Raw genomic sequence first — 14,749 nt, forward strand, 5'->3', positions numbered from 1 at the left:
CCCGAGCTCAGAAGGGCGAGTCGAGCGGCACCTGCCGCACGCCCGGCAGGTAGGGGTCGAGTTCGCCCAGCTCGAACCGGGTCATCCCGATCACGTGCCAGAACTGCCCGGCCGGCTCGCCCTGGACCTTGTAGCGCCCGTCGGGCGCCAGCGCCGCCCACCCCTCGGCCAGCCCGAGCAGGGTGGCCCGCCGCTCGCCGCCCTCCCAGAGGATCACCACGCCGTCGTCGCCCGCGCTGGCCAGCAGGTCGGCGACCGGGCTGAAGGCGACCGACCAGACCCGGCGGGCGTGCCCGGCCAGCGTGTGCCGCGGCCGCCCGGTCGCGGTGTCCCAGACCCGCACCACCAGGTCGTCGCCGCCCGTGGCCAGGCGCTCGCCCGTGGCGTCGAACGCCAGGCTCCACAGCCGCCCCTCGTGCCAGAGCTCGTGCACCAGGCGCGGCTGCCACGGCTGTCCCGGGCGCAGCTCCCACACCATGGCCCGGCCGTCGTTGCCGGCGCTGGCCAGGTGGCGGCCGTCGGGGGAGAAGACCACCGAGTAGACCCGGTCGGTGTGGCCCTTGAGCGTGGCGACCCGGCCGCCGGAGGCCACGTGCCACAGGCGTACGAGCCGGTCGTCGCAGCCCGTGGCCACGTACTCGCCGTCGGGGCTGAACGCGATCGAGCGCACCCGCCCGCGGTGGTCGGCCAGGTTGCCCGCCAGCCGCCCGGTCGGGCGGTACCAGATCTTGACGCTGTCGTCGTCGTTGGCCGTGGCCAGCAGGCTGCCGTCGGGGCTGAACGCCTCGGCCCAGACGTGGTCGGTCTCGGCGCTCAGCTCGCGCTCGTAGTCGCCGGTGACGGCGTTCCAGAAGTGCACGCCGCCGTCGTTGCTGGAGGTGGCCAGCACGGGCCCGGCGGGGGAGAACAGGGCCGAGATGAGCCGGTCGGCCGTGCCGGTGAACTCCCGCAGCCGCCGCCCCGTACGCGGCTCCCACACGCGTACGACGCCGTCGTTGCCGCTGGTCGCCAGCATCGAGCCGTCGGCGCTGAACCTGACCGACGAGATGCGCCGCCCATGGCCGCGCAGCACCCGCTGGCACTGGCCCGAGCCCGGGTCCCACAGGCGCACGGTGCCGTCGTTGCTGCTGGTGGCGATCTGCTGGCCGTCGGGGCGGAACGCGAACGGCCAGACGGAGCTGCGGTGGCCCGTCAGCTCGACCCGCCGGCCGCCGCCGACCTGCTGGAGCCGGAGCACGCCGCCCGAGTCGCCGCTGGCCAGCGACTGCCCGTCGGGGCTGAAGGTCACCTGGTAGACGGCCGCCGCGTGCGTGGTGTGCACGCCCCGGGACTCGCCCGACGGCTCCCACAGGCGTACGGCGCCCGCCGTGTCGCCGGTGGCCAGCAGCGAGCCGTCCGGCGAGAACGCCACGCAGTAGATGCTGCCCGCGTGCCCGCTCAGCACGTGCAGCGGCCGCCACGTGGCGGTGTCCCACAGCCTGACGGTGCCCGCCTCGTCGCCGGTGGCCAGCAGGCGGCGGTCGGGGCTGTGCACGGCTCGGTAGACGCTGCCGCGATGGCCGTCGAGCGTCTCCTTCACCTGCCCGGACGTCAGGTCCCAGACGCGTACGACGCCGGCCGCGTCGCCCGTCACCAGCACCGAGTGGCCGAACGACGCCGTGTAGATCGGCGCCTGGTGCCCTTCGAGCGCGTGCGCGAGCCGCCCGGTGGCCGTCTCCCACACGCGTACGATGCCGTCGCCGCCCCCGGCCGCCACCAGGTCGCCGGCCGGGCTGAGGCGTACCGGCCAGACGCCGTCGGCGTGGCCCTTGAGCGCGTGCAGGCACTCGCCGGTGAGGGAGTCCCACAGCAGCACGGCTCCGTCGCTCGCGCCGGTGGCCAGCAGGTCGCGGGTGCGGGCGAACGTGACCGCGTAGACGCGGCCCCGGTGCCCCTGCAGCGTGCGCACGGGCGCGCCGCCGACGCAGAGCAGCACGCCGCCGTCCTCGTTGCCGATCGCGATCGTGGAGCCGTCGGGGCTGTAGGCGATGGGCTCGGGCAGGCGGCTGGTCTGGAAGTGGTAGCCGTACGGGACGCCGATGCCGGCCGGGGCGAACTCGACCTCCACCGGCCGGCCCGGCACCACCGCCGCGCCGGGCAGGTGGGGCAGCGTGCCGGTCACGTCGATCAGCGAGGCCCGGTGCCAGCGGGCGCCCTCGACCGCCGCGTCGCTCAGGTCGACCCGCGCCAGCCGCGCCCCCGACAGGTCGGCGCCGGTCAGGTCGGCCCCGGTGAGCGCGGCGCCGTCGAGCCGCGCCCCGGTCAGGCTGGCCTCGCGCAGGACGGCCCTGGACAGGTTCGTGCCCGCCAGGGTGGCCTCGGACAGGTCGGCGCCGGTGAGGTCGACCTCGCTCAGGTCCCTGGCCGACAGGTCCTCGCCCTTGAGGTTCGCACCGCGCAGGTCGGCCCGCGCCGGGGTGCGCAGCCTGGCCGAGATCTTGACCGCGTTCGCCCTGGACACGTCGTCGCCCGGCGGCTCGGCCGCCCACGCGCGCAGTGCCCGTACGTCGGCCAGGTCGCACAGGAACTCCACGGTCAGCGCCGACAGCGGCCTGCGTGACAGCAGCGCGAGGTTGTCGAGGGCGATGTGGCGGGCGATCAGCCACTCCATCACCGACGCGTGGATGAAACCGAACATCCCGTCCTCGGTCCGCACCAGCAGGCTGCCCGAGCCCATCCGGTACGCCGCGTGCGCCGCCGACAGCTGCCCGTCGGACAGGTCCGTCAGCGTCTCGCCGATCTCGGTCAGCTCGTCCACGCCCAGCAGCGACTCGCCGGTGTCCCACAGCCGCATCGCCAGCGCCGTCACCGCCTGCCACAGCTCGTCGACGGTCAACGCCGTGGCCGAGCCGGGGATCCTGGCCCGCCGCTCCTCGAAGGCCAGCCAGGAGCTGAGGATCTCGTCGTACAGCAGCGCGGGGCTGATCGTGTGGCGGGTGTCCGCCACCGTACACAACCGGTCGGCGTCGAGGTCGGCGATGAAGGTCAGCATGCGCGGGTTCTGGGCCAGCGCCAGCAGGTCCTTGATCTCGCCCATCAGCGACATGCGCGCGCTGGCCTCGTCGCCGTCGTCGAACCGGTTGGCCAGGTAGGAGCGGATCTGGTCGTGCGTGAAGTCCTCGACGCTGAGCACCCGCCGCTGCGGCAGCACCCCCACCATCTCGCCGAGCGAGGTCAGCACCTGGCTGTGCGACTTGAAGTGCTGGGTGCGGCTGGCGACCACGATCTTGGCCTTGTCCTCGGCCGCCGCCAGCAGCGTGGCCAGGTGATCGGCCGCCCGATCGAAAGTCAGCCGGGTCACCAGCTCGTCGAACCCGTCGAACAGCAGCACGATGCGCCCCTGCCTGAGCAGGTAGCGGAACGCCTTGAGGTCGATGAACTCCTCGCCGTGCCCGGCCAGATGGGCCGCCACCAGCGCGTCCACGGAGTGCGCCTTGTCCAGGGCGCGCAGCTCGATCAGGATCGGCGTCAGGTGCGGCAGCTCGGCCGGGATGCGCCGGGCCAGCTCCCGCAGGGCGAACGTCTTGCCGTGGCCGAAGTCGCCGAGCAGCAGCAGGAACCGGCCGTGGTCGGTGGCCAGCAGCCGCATCAGCTCGTCGGTCAGACCGTGCTTGACCTGGCCGCCCGGGCGGTCGAGCTCGCGGTAGCGCTGCGGCACGTACAGGTCGGGCGGATAGCGGCGGTCGGCCGTCAGCCTGGCCGTCTGCTCGGCGACGTAGCCGGTCAGGTCGAGCAGCCCCTGGAACTCGGTGAAGGTGCGCAGCCGCACCCCCTTGCGCATCAGGTCGTCGCGGACCGCCCGGGAGGCGGGCGGCCCCTGGTAGACCAGCTCGGCAGCCAGGCCGGTGGCGTGCGCCTGGCGGGCGAAGCCGTCGGCGGCGCTCTCGGTCAGCTCGCCCACGTGCGCGCCGATCATCGTCTGGCGGACGAAGCCGTCCTCCGGGTGGGTGACCACGAGGTGCGTGTCGAACCGGCGGATCCTGGCCCGCTCGTGCCTGGCCTCGCAGACCTCGGCGATCCGGTCGAGCAGCAGCTCGACCGGGCTCGGCGCGCGCTCGTCCGGTTTGGGCGCGGGCGGCTCGGGGGCCGGGCTGTCGCCGGTGAACGTGGCCCGCACGGCCTTCCACCGGTGCGGGAGCGGCTCGGGCTCGCCCGCGTCGGGCCGCCAGATCCGCAGGCCGTCAGGGGTGATCTCGACCACCTGGTGCCGCCCGGAGCGCGGCGCGGCGATCATGCCCTCGGCCTGGTGGGCGGACCCGCCGTGGAAGAGCAGGTTGAGCCGGTGGGCCAGCAGCCGCTCGTACGTGGGCGCGTCCCGCAGCTCGCCCGGCGGATGCCCGATGGCGCCCAGCCGCAGCCACGCGCTCTCCTCGTAGGGCCGCAGCCGCTCGGCGAACCAGGCCGCCTGCGCCTCCCCGAGCTGCGCGTACGCGTCGCGTTCGAGGTGGCTCATCGCCATCGTCGAGTTGAGCCCCGCCACGACCACCTTCAGATCGGGCACCTCGAACAGCGTCCACGGCTGCCCGCCGTCGAACACCCGGTCGTCCAGCCCCTGGTAGACCTCGCCGAACAGCCCGGCGAAGTGCCGCCACTTGGGCCAGTAGGGCGGCTGCGGGCTCACGTCGTCGGCCTCGCAGGTCATGAAGTACGCGCTGGCGGCGGCCTTGGTCACGTCACGCGGCCCGGGCAGCAGGATCAGCCGGTGCTGCTCCAGCCCGATGAGCAGCCGCAGGTCGGTCACGAACCGCGTCGCCTGCCCGAACTGCCCCAGGCTGCCCGACTCCGTCAGGTCGCCGGTGACCAGCATGAGGTCGGGGCGCGGCATGCCCCGGTCGTACATGGCGGTCAGGTCCGCCCAGATGCGCGCCTGCATGTCCTCGGGCGTGAACGGCTCGCCCGGATCGGGCAGCGCCCTGCCGAACCTGGGGCCGCCGATGTGCAGCACGCTGATCGACGCGCGCGCCCGGTCGCTGCTCACCGTCGGGGGGAACTTCGGCGCCGTCACCGGCGTGCGCCGCGCCCTGGCCCGGTCGCCCGGCGGCGGGAGCGTCGGGGCGGGCACCGCCGCCCTGGAGCCGTCGGGGAACGCGGGCGCCGCCTCCGGCTTGGCCCGGCCCGCCATCGCCTCCCGCACCCGGCCCAGCAGCAGCGCCCTGGCCTGCCCCGGGTCGGTGACGCCCAGCAGGTCGACCCAGGTGATCGTGGACAGCAGGCCCTCGAGCCGGACGTCCTCCAGCCTGATCGTGACGAGCTTGTTGGAGGGGTTGTCGGGGTCGGCCCGCAGCGCGGCCTGCCACTCCATCCGGCCGTAGCGGGAGTTGAGGTAGTTGCGCGAGAGCACGGCCACGACCAGCTGCGCCTCGCTGACCCCGCGGTCCATGAAGTCGATGAAGTTGGTGCCCGGCACGAAGTCCCACTCTTGGATCATGGTCTTGTAGCCGGCCGCCTCGAGCTCCCACGCTATCCAGGTCGCCCACGCCGTGTCGGCCGGGGAGTAGCTGACGAAGATCTCTGTCGGCCTGCCGTCACGCGCCATGAGCTCAGTATCCCCTGTGAGAGCGCCGGTTTCAGCGCCCTTTCGCAGGTATGGGATCATCTACGGGTGTGGCGGCGACTTGGAGTGCTCGACCTGGTCAGGATCGGGCTGCTCATACTCGGCGTGGTGTTCGTGCCGACCGGGTTGCTGCCCTGGGAGGCGGCGGCTGAGAGCCTCGACGAGATCGGGCCGCTGCTGATCTTCCTGGTCGCGATCATCGTGCTGGCCGAGCTGACCAAGGAGGCGCAAGTCTTCGACGCCATCGCGGCGAGGATGGCGGTGCTCGGCCGCGGCAACTACGCCGCGCTTTTCTTTCTTTGCACTGCTTTCGCGTCATTTATCACGATATTTCTGAATCTGGACACGACGGCGGTCCTCCTCACGCCCGTCATGCTCGCCCTCGCCCCCAGAGCCCGCATCGCCGCCCTCCCTCTGGCCATGACCACGATCTGGCTGGCCAACACCGCCAGCCTGCTGCTTCCAGTCTCCAACCTGACCAACCTCCTGGGCATGGAGAAGATCGGCCTGGACGCCCAGCAGTTCGCCGCGCGCATGTGGGCCCCGCAGCTCGCCTCGATCGCGGTGACGATGGTGTTCCTGTGGGTGTTCTACTGGCGCCGCGGCCAGCGGCGCGACCTGCGCTACACCCCGCCGCTGCTGGAGCCGGTGGCCGACCGCGTGCTGTTCGGCGCCGCGTCGGCCGGCTGCCTGCTGTTCATCGCGATGCTGCTGCTCAAGGCGCACGTCGCCGTCGCCGCCACGGGCGCTGCCGCGATCGTCGTGGTGGCCTTCCTGGTACGCGCCCGCGACCGCCTGACCTGGAGCCTCATCCCGTGGCAGCTCGTGATCTTCGTGACCGGGCTGTTCCTGGTGGTGCCCACGCTCAGCAGGCACGGCCTGTCCGACCTGATGACCTGGATGGTCGGCACGGAGGGCGACCCCTACCGCACGGCCGCCGTCGGGGCCGGGCTCTCCAACACCATCAACAACCTGCCCGCCTACAAGGCCGTCGAGACCGTCATCCCGGCCGCCGACCAGGACCAGCTGCTGGCCCTGCTGGCCGGCACCAACGTGGCGCCGGTCATCACGCCGTGGGCGTCGCTGGCCACGCTGCTGTGGTTCGAGTCGTGCCGCCGCCACGAGGTCAAGGTCCCGATGCGGCGCTTCCTGCTGACCGGCACGGGCCTGGCCGTGGTCGGGCTGCTCGCCACCGTGTGGACCCTGGTGCGGTTCGGCTGATCAGGCGGCGGCCAGCGCGTAGGCGCCGGCGACCGCGTCCAGCGCCCAGCGCATCCGCACGACGTACGTGTCGGGGTGGTCGCCCGCCTCCTGCGCCACGTACGCCGCGCACCGGGCCGGGTCGCCGCCGCACCGGCACAGCCGCTCGTCCACGGCCTCGCGGATCTGGAACGGGGACAGCCGGTCGGACGGTTGCAGAGCGGTCGCGAAGAGCACCTGCGCCAGCTCGGTCGTGGTCATCATGTCGAGCCCCTCTCCCTTGTTCCGTTCTCTTAAATAGACGACGAACGGGAGCGGAACTCATCGACGAACGACACACATATTCTGTGGACTTTTCCTCATTCGAGCCCGAGGAGGGCGAGCAGCCCGGGGACCGCCCGGGGATGGGCGGCGACGAAGCTGCGGTCGTCGGCCGTGCCGTCGATGCACTCCTCGAACGGGCCGCCGTCCAGCGCCCTGATCTCGATGCCGGCCTCCCGGGCGAGCAGCGCGCCCGCGGGCAGGTCGACCGCCTCGGCCCGGTAGCCCACGATGCCGTCGATGTCGCCGCGCGCCAGCATCGCCCACGCCAGCAGCGGCGCCCACAGCTGCAGCACCCGGCGTGCGTTGAGCTCCAGCGCCGAGCGCAGCGCGCGCACGGTCGCGTCGCCCCTGCCCACGTCGTAGCCCTGGGTCCAGGCCAGCAGCGGCCCGTGCGGGCTCGGCGCGTACGGGGGCGCCAGGCGTACCCCCGAGGACGACCCCGCCGCGGCGGACAGCGCGCCCCGCCCGCGCACGGCCGACCACGTCCGGGCGGAGACGGGATCGTGCACGACGCCCAGCACGGGACGCCCGCCCCGGCACAGCGCCACGCCCACCACGTACGCGGGCAGGCCGATCGCCACGTTGTTGGTGCCGTCGAGCGGGTCGACTAGCCACGTCCACTCGCCGCCCGCGGCCCCCACCAGCCCCGACTCCTCGGCGATCACCGTGTGCGACGGGTACGCCGTCAGGATGCGCTCCAGCAGCAGCTTCTCCGAGGCCAGGTCGAGGTCGGTCACCACGTCGCCCGCCTCGCCCTTGGCCCGGACGCCGACCACGCCGCGCATGCCCTCCCGGAGCAGCGCCCCCGCGGCCTCGGCGGCTTCGACGGCGACCGTGCGGGCGTGATCCAGGTCCATCGGATGCCTCTCAGGTCAGGTGAGCGGTGATCAGGCGTACGGCCAGCTCGGTCTCTTGGGCGTCCAGGGGCTGCCTGGCCACGTGGTGCGGCCCGCCGCCCAGCGGGCCGAGCGACAGGTCGCGGCTGCCGGGCCGGCCCCGTCCCAGCGCGATCGTGGCCGCCTCGCCGCCCTCCGGCACGACGCTGCTGTGGAAGCGGTCGGCGGCCAGCGTGTACGTGTCGCCGGGGCCGAACACCTCCACCAGGCCCGTCGCGTGCCGCACGGTGCGCCCCGTGGGCGAGATGCGGTCACCGTCGGCCCCGCTGACCACCTCGAAGACCCGGTGCGTGGCGTCCCGGCCGGCATCGGTCACCACCGCGTGCACGTTGCGCACCTGGCCGTAGAGGACGTGACTGACCAGGTCCCAGCTGTGGCAGTGGATCTGCGAGGTCGTGCTCTCGGCGTGCGCGAACGAGTCGGACCACAGGTGGAGGCACACCCCTTCGCCGCCGTCGCGCTCCAGCGGCAGGCACACGAATCCGAGCGGGTGGCGCACCGCGGTCAGGCCGCCGGACGAGAGCGTCTCCAGCGCCCAGGCCCTGGCCTCACCCCCGAGCACCCGCTGGTGGACGCCGTGATGGCTCATCACAGACCAGCTCGATCATGGGGCTCGCCATAGGGATCCATCGCCCGCAACGCCTTGCGGGCGATGTCGACGACGTCACGGCCGTTGTACGCCTTGGGCAGGGGGATCCCGATGCGTTCGAACAGCTCCTGAACCTCCTCGATGGTGGGCTCGTCGCTCAACGGCACCTTCTTGTACATCTCCAGCGGCACCCGCCGCGCCTGCTCGAAGCTGAGCCGCAGCTCGGTGTCGCAGTTCTCGTAGTAGAAGGTGCCGGCCAGCGCGGTCATCGCCTTGTTGGGGTCCTCGACCGTCATGATCAGGCGGGTGGCCGACACGTCCCAGCGGAACGTGGTCATCGTCGAGGACAGGCCCACCGCGATGTCGAGCAGCCCGTAGCGCTGGCGGTGCCAGAAGGCGGCCAGGATCGTCGCGTACGACTCCTTCCTGGCCCGGTCGGTCGTCCACGTCTCGCCGGTGCCGTCGGGGGCGTCCGACAGCGAGCGGCGGTAGTGGGCGTACGCCTCGCACACCTCCAGGTTGGACGGGTCGATCACCTCGACCCTGACCGTGAGGTGGCGCTTTTCCCTGCGGGCCGCGGCGACGCACTCGGGCAGGGTGACCGCGCGCAGGTAGGTGCCGGTGCCGCCCTTGAAGCTCCACCGGTGGGTGTCCTTGCGCGCCTCCGCGTGCGACTGGGCGATCTCCTGGCTGCTGCCCAGCACCCGTACGAGCTGGAGCGCGTCGAGGGCCTTGCGGGTGCTGTCGACCAGCGCCTCGATCTCCTGCAGGCGGGCCAGGCGCGCGGGCAGCTCGGCCAGCGCGCCCGAGGTGATCGTCTCCTCGACCGGGGCCTGGCGCGCGCGGTCGCGCAGCAGCGCGGTGGCCACCAGCGCCATGATGACCAGGGTCGCGGCGTTGACCAGCTGGGACTGCACCTCGTCGGGCACGATCTCGTTGGGCATGACGCCCACGACGCCGATCACGATCGCGAGCACCAGCGCGATGGCCCCGTCGGCGTTCTGCGCAGCCCATGGGGCGACCTGCTTCACCGCCGCCACGAACCGTGTCATCGCTCGCCCCGCCGTTCGACGATCATTCAGTCCCGAGGTCATGGTAACGACCGCGCCATGCGACCACCAGTACACCCAGAGCCAGGGAGCTTTATCGGCTCGAACCCGCGCGGGTCCCGTGGGTAGCATCGGCTCGCATGATCATGGATCCCGAGGTGCTGGGTTACTACGAGCAGGGCGGCGAGCTGACCAGGCTGCGTCGGGGACGCAACCGGCTGGAGTACTGGCGCACGCGTGACGTGCTGCGCCGCGTCCTGCCGCCGGCGCCCGCGCGGGTGCTCGACGTGGGCGGGGGCACCGGCGCGCACGCCGAGTGGCTGGCCGCCGCCGGTTACGAGGTGGAGCTGATCGACCCGGTGCCGCTGCACGTACAGGAGGCCGCCGCGCTGCCCGGGGTGAGCGCCCGCCTGGGGGACGCCCGTGACCTGCCCGTCCCCTCGGGCCGGGCCGACGCGGCGCTGCTGCTCGGCCCGCTCTATCACCTGCCCGAACGGGCCGACCGCGTCCGCGCCCTGGCCGAGGCCGGACGCGCGGTGCGCCCGGGCGGGCTGGTCGTGGCGGCCCTCATCAGCCGGTTCGCGGCCGTGCACGACGGCGTCTATCGCGGCTTCCTCCTGGACGAGGAGCAGCGGGCGGCCGACTACCGGGCCCTGGAGACCGGCGTGATGATCTCGTGCAGGCCGGGCGGTTTCCGCGGCTACTTCCACGACCCCGAGGAGATCCTGGGCGAGTTCGCCGACGCCGGGCTGCCGCGCCCCGACCGTTACGGCCTGGAGGGCGCCTTCTGGCTGTACGGCGACGTGGACGACTGGCTGGACGACGACGAGCGGCGCGAGCTGCTGCTCGACGCCGCCCGCAGGCTGGAGTCGGAGCCGTCGCTCCTGGGGGTCAGCGGTCACCTCCTGGCCGTGGCCACCGCCTGACCGAGGTCAGGCGGTCCGCTCCCCGATCCGGGGGAACGGGCTGATCGAGAAGACCACCTCCACCGGCACCTCGAAGTACGCGGCGATCCGCAGCGCCAGGAAGAGGCTGGGGCTGTATTCCCCTCGTTCCAGGTAGCCGACGGTCTGGTAGTGGACCCCCAGGGCGTCGGCCAGCTGCCTGCGGGTCACGTTCCGCTCTGCGCGCAGCAGCGCGATGCGGTTGTGGACGGTCTCGCCCATCGAGCCTCCTTGGGGCTGGAGAGACCCGGTCGGGTTGGGACCGCCTGCGAGCTCTCTTATCGCATCCATCAATTCGCCAGATAGTAGCTCTACTACATAGACAGCACACCTACTACGGGACGCAATAGACATATGACATGCATTGCAAGCGAACAGTAAGTCGCACCCGATACGGTCGGATTCGCCTGTAGCGGAGAAGGAAGGTTCGATGTCACGACCCAGAGAGGCACTGATCCAGGCAGGTCAGGGCATAGCCCAAGCGGTTGCCCAAGGGGGTGACATGCGGCAGGCGATGGGGCAGGCCATGGGCCAGGTCGTCGAACAGGCGGGACAGTTCACGGGCCAGGCCCGGGGCTTCGCGCTGAACCCCCACGACTTCGCCGCGGCCCGCGACGGCGGAGCGTCGGTCGGCACGGCCATCGAGGCCAGGTCGGCGTCGCTGAACGAGGCCGGCGAGATCGTCAACCGCAGCTTCACCGAGAACGGCATGCACGTCATCTCCCCGGTGGTGATCCCCAAGGGGAGCACCGCGAAGGTGATCGTGCCGCTGGGCATCCTCGTGGTGCTCGGCCTGATCGGGGCGCTCGGCAACGTCATCCCCAACACCGATCTGATCTTCGGCCCGCACTACTGGGTGGTGCTGGTCCTGGCGGCCGCGTTCCTGTGGTGGCGGCGCAGCGTGGTGATGGTGCCCGAGGGCTGCAAGGCCCTGATCACCCAGTTCGGCAAGCTGGTGCACATCGCGGACCCGGGCCGGGTGACGCTGTTCAACCCGTGGAAGCGGGTCAGCTACATCGTCAACACCACCCGCGAGTACCCGTTCAACGCGCCGATCAGCGAAGCGCCGACGCAGCAGGGCGTCAAGGCCAGCGTGGACCTGTTCCTGCAGTTCAGGATCGAGAACCCGGCGGAGTTCATCTTCGTGCTCGGCTCGGTCAGCGGCTTCCAGTCCAAGCTCCAGAACGCCATCAGCGAGGTCACCCGCTCCCTCATCTACGCCCAGCGGGCCGAGGAGATCTACGACCTGGTGGGCGAGAGCACGCTGGGCATGCTGGAGAGCCTCAACCAGCAGTTCCTGCCCGCCGTACGGCTCACCGACGTGAACATCACGCACGCCGAGCCGTCCAGCCAGGAATACCGGATGGACCTGGCCGCCCCCGAGATGGTCCGGGTCGCCAAGGAGGCCTACACCTACGAGTACGAGCTGCAACTGCGCAAGGAGCAGAACGAGGGCGACCTGGTCAAGGAGCTGGCCGGGCTGCAGGAGACGCTGAGCGCCATCCAGGCGGAGATCGCCGGTTACCAGGCCCGCATGGACACCGCCCTCGAACGCGCCAGCCACCAGGCCACCGCGCAGGCCAGGCAGCGCCTGGTCGAGGCCGAGTCCACGGCCAACGCCAACGCCGCGCTCCTGGAGGCGCAGGCGCTGGACATCAGGGCGCTGTCGGCAGCGGAGGCGCCCGAGATCCTCGACTACCGCTTCCAGCAGGACCTGCTGAACAAGCTGGAGTCCGTCGCCACCAGGCTGCCGCAGGTCGTGCAGGTGGGCGAGCAGACCGACATCGACTTCCTGGCCCTGGCCCAGCAGCTGGTGGGCGGCAAGGACGCGGCGCTGTTCTCCGCCGAGGACATGGCCGCCATCCGCGCCAGGCTCGACGAGATCGGCTCCCGCGTGCAGGGCCGCGAGGCCGAGATCGCCGTCCTGCTCAAGAAGGCCGCCGCCGACGTGAGCGAGCCCCAGGCGCCGCCGAAGCCCGACGCGGACCTGGAGAGCACCGTCGAACGCCTGCTGCCCGGCAAGAGGGAGATCTGACATGAGCCGCGAGTTCTCGAAGATCAAGGAGTCGCTGGCCTCCTGGGGCGACATCCGCCAGCTGCTGCGCGGCGGCGAGCAGGGCCAGCTCGTCCCCGTCGTGATCCCCAAGGACCGGCGCGGCTTCGCCTGGATGTCGCTGGTGTTCCTGGGGGTGTACTTCGCGGGGATGGCGGTCCTGACCGACCTCACCGTGATCGCCGCGCTGCTGGCGCTGTTCTTCCTGGTCGTGGCCATGGTCACGATGTGGCGCAAGGCGATCATCGAGATCGAGGAGGGCACCACCGGCGTACGCAGCCGCTGGGGCGCCATCACCGGCACCCTCCCGCCGGGCCGCCACTACCTGTGGCTGCCGTGGGACCGGGTGGACGCGGTCGTCGACACCTCCACGGAGATCCCGTACTCGGCGCCGATCGTGGCCTGCCCCACGGCCGAGAACGTGCCGCTGAAGTCGATCGAGTTCTTCCTCAAGTTCCGCATCGTGGACCCCGTCGCGTTCGTCCGCACGATCGGCGCGGGCAACTTCGACCTGGTGCTCTCCAGCGCGGTGCAGGACGCGATCAGGCAGCGCAGCCGCCTCGTCAACACCGAGCGCGCGTACGACCTGCGCGGCTCCGACGTCGGCGACATGCAGGACGCCCTCAACCGCCAGCTCGGCCGGTACGGCGTGCGCATCACGGGCGCCAACATCCCCGACGTCCAGCTGCCCGACCAGTACCAGCAGCACCTGGCCACCCGGGAGAAGGTGGCCAAGGAGCTCTCGGCTTACGAGCGCGAGTGGGAGCTGACCCGCAAGCGCCGCATCGACACCCTGCTGATGGAGATCGAGCGCTCCAAGAAGACCCGTGACGCCCGCGTCGTCGAGGTCAAGGCCGCCCACAACAAGGCGCGCAAGGACGTGGCGCGCATGCTGGAGGAGCAGGAGACCGAGGCGCAGCGCGTGACATGGGAGATCGAGGCGCGCGGCCGGGCCGAGCTGACCGCCGCCGAGAACGAGGCCAAGGCCTTGCGCCGGCTGGCCGATTCGTACCGGGACAACCGGGCCGTGCTGCAGTACGAGCTGGCCCGCAGGCGCCTCGACGTGGGCGCCAAACTCGCGGAGAACGCACCGCAGCCGCTGGTCGTGCGCACCCAGCAGGGCCAGTCGGACTCCGCGCTCTCCACCCTCCTCCTTGCCCAGTTGCTCCCCCGCATCTCGGGCACGGGTCAGAACGGCCACACACCTTCCGCTTAGGAGAGAACCCCATGGTGTTCCGCAAATTGATGGCCGCGTTCGGTGCGGGCGTCGAGGTCGACACGGTGTTGACCAACACGGGCGTACGTCCCGGCGAGATCCTGCGCGGCGTCGTCCACTTCCGCGGCGGCAGCTCCGACTACAAGGTCGAGGGCATCCACATCGACCTGACCGCGGTGGTCGAAGTCGAGTCGGGCGACAACGAGTACAAGACGACCTACAGCTTCCTGCGCCAGCAGGTCGCCGGGACGTTCCAGCTCGCCGCGGGCGCGCAGCACCAGCAGCCCTTCGAGATCCAGATCCCCTGGGAGACGCCGATCAGCGCCATCGCCGGGCATCCGCTGCACGGCATGAGGCTGGGCGTCCAGACGGAGCTGGCGCTGGCGGGCGCGCTCGACAAGGGCGACCTCGACCCGCTGTACGTGAGCCCGCTGCCGGCGCAGGACCACGTCATCGCCGCGCTCGACCGGCTGGGCTTCCAGTTCAAGAAGGCCGACCTGGAGCGCGGCACGCTGTACGGCTCGACGATGCCGTTCTTCCAGGAGATCGAGTACTACGCGGGCGGGCAGTGGCGGCGCCACTTCAACGAGCTCGAACTCACGTTCATCGCCGGTGCGCGGCAGATGGACGTCATCCTGGAGGCCGACAAGCGGGGCGGCTTCCTGACCTCCAGCCACGACGCGTACAACCGCTTCACCGTGCGCTACGACGACCCGCCGCACGCGGCGGACGCGGCGCTGCAGCGCGGTCTGGAGCAGATGGCCCGCCACCGCGGCTGGTTCTGATCGGGCGCCGGTCTTGAGCGGGTACGCCGCCGGGGCGCAGGGAACCCGGCGGCGGCCCGAGGGGGTGTGACCGTTTCTGTCGGTCGGGACGCCTACAGTG

The 14,749-nt window shown here is 71.7% G+C and carries 11 protein-coding genes; 5 read left to right on the plus strand and 6 right to left on the minus strand.

The genetic code is table 11. The features are described 5' to 3' along the window. Window positions 1-7: 7 nt before the first annotated feature. Window positions 8-5,575: a TIR domain-containing protein gene (locus ACFKCF_RS16600; protein WP_394494454.1), complete on the minus strand. Its 5,568-nt coding sequence runs from the start codon at window positions 5,573-5,575 to the stop codon at window positions 8-10. A gap of 66 nt (window positions 5,576-5,641) precedes the next feature. On the opposite strand from ACFKCF_RS16600, the gene ACFKCF_RS16605 reads away from it, so the two are divergent. Then, the gene (locus ACFKCF_RS16605; RefSeq protein ID WP_394494456.1) at window positions 5,642-6,814 is read left to right on the plus strand and encodes an SLC13 family permease; all 1,173 of its coding nucleotides are present in this window, start codon (window positions 5,642-5,644) and stop codon (window positions 6,812-6,814) included. On the opposite strand, the gene ACFKCF_RS16610 is transcribed toward ACFKCF_RS16605, so the two are convergent. From ACFKCF_RS16610 to ACFKCF_RS16625, 4 genes are all read right to left on the minus strand, one after another. Further along, window positions 6,815-7,057, minus strand: a complete 243-nt coding sequence (locus ACFKCF_RS16610) for a hypothetical protein (RefSeq protein ID WP_394494458.1) — start codon at window positions 7,055-7,057, stop codon at window positions 6,815-6,817. Window positions 7,058-7,152: 95 nt separating this feature from the next. Then, window positions 7,153-7,974 (minus strand): inositol monophosphatase family protein, encoded by an 822-nt coding sequence (locus tag ACFKCF_RS16615; protein ID WP_394494460.1) that lies wholly within the window; start codon window positions 7,972-7,974, stop codon window positions 7,153-7,155. A 10-nt stretch (window positions 7,975-7,984) separates the two neighbouring features. Next, window positions 7,985-8,602, minus strand: a complete 618-nt coding sequence (locus ACFKCF_RS16620) for a hypothetical protein (RefSeq protein WP_394494462.1) — start codon at window positions 8,600-8,602, stop codon at window positions 7,985-7,987. Next, a complete protein-coding gene (locus ACFKCF_RS16625) occupies window positions 8,602-9,654 on the minus strand; it encodes a hypothetical protein (RefSeq protein ID WP_394494464.1) in 1,053 nt (350 codons plus the stop codon). The genes ACFKCF_RS16620 and ACFKCF_RS16625 overlap by 1 nt, the downstream gene beginning before the upstream one ends. A gap of 137 nt (window positions 9,655-9,791) precedes the next feature. Between ACFKCF_RS16625 and ACFKCF_RS16630 the strand changes: the two genes are divergently transcribed. Continuing rightward, window positions 9,792-10,577 (plus strand): class I SAM-dependent methyltransferase, encoded by a 786-nt coding sequence (locus ACFKCF_RS16630; protein ID WP_394494466.1) that lies wholly within the window; start codon window positions 9,792-9,794, stop codon window positions 10,575-10,577. Window positions 10,578-10,583: 6 nt separating this feature from the next. Here ACFKCF_RS16630 and ACFKCF_RS16635 read toward each other — a convergent pair whose 3' ends face one another. Beyond that, window positions 10,584-10,817: a helix-turn-helix transcriptional regulator gene (locus tag ACFKCF_RS16635; protein ID WP_394494467.1), complete on the minus strand. Its 234-nt coding sequence runs from the start codon at window positions 10,815-10,817 to the stop codon at window positions 10,584-10,586. Window positions 10,818-11,025: 208 nt separating this feature from the next. Here ACFKCF_RS16635 and ACFKCF_RS16640 point away from each other — a divergent pair, with 208 nt between their 5' ends. Genes ACFKCF_RS16640 through ACFKCF_RS16650 form a run of 3 tightly spaced genes read left to right on the plus strand, consistent with a single transcriptional unit; the run spans window position 11,026 to window position 14,649 of the window. Continuing rightward, complete coding sequence (locus ACFKCF_RS16640) at window positions 11,026-12,630, plus strand: SPFH domain-containing protein (protein ID WP_394494469.1); 1,605 nt, start codon at window positions 11,026-11,028, stop codon at window positions 12,628-12,630. 1 nt (window position 12,631) lies between these two features. Next, entirely contained in the window at window positions 12,632-13,864 is a 1,233-nt protein-coding gene (locus ACFKCF_RS16645; RefSeq protein ID WP_394494471.1) for an SPFH domain-containing protein, read from the plus strand. 11 nt (window positions 13,865-13,875) lie between these two features. Further along, a complete protein-coding gene (locus tag ACFKCF_RS16650) occupies window positions 13,876-14,649 on the plus strand; it encodes a sporulation protein (protein WP_394494472.1) in 774 nt (257 codons plus the stop codon). Window positions 14,650-14,749: the final 100 nt, after the last annotated feature.

It is taken from the genome of Nonomuraea sp. JJY05 (assembly GCF_043496855.1).
In the GTDB taxonomy this organism is placed as follows: domain Bacteria; phylum Actinomycetota; class Actinomycetes; order Streptosporangiales; family Streptosporangiaceae; genus Nonomuraea.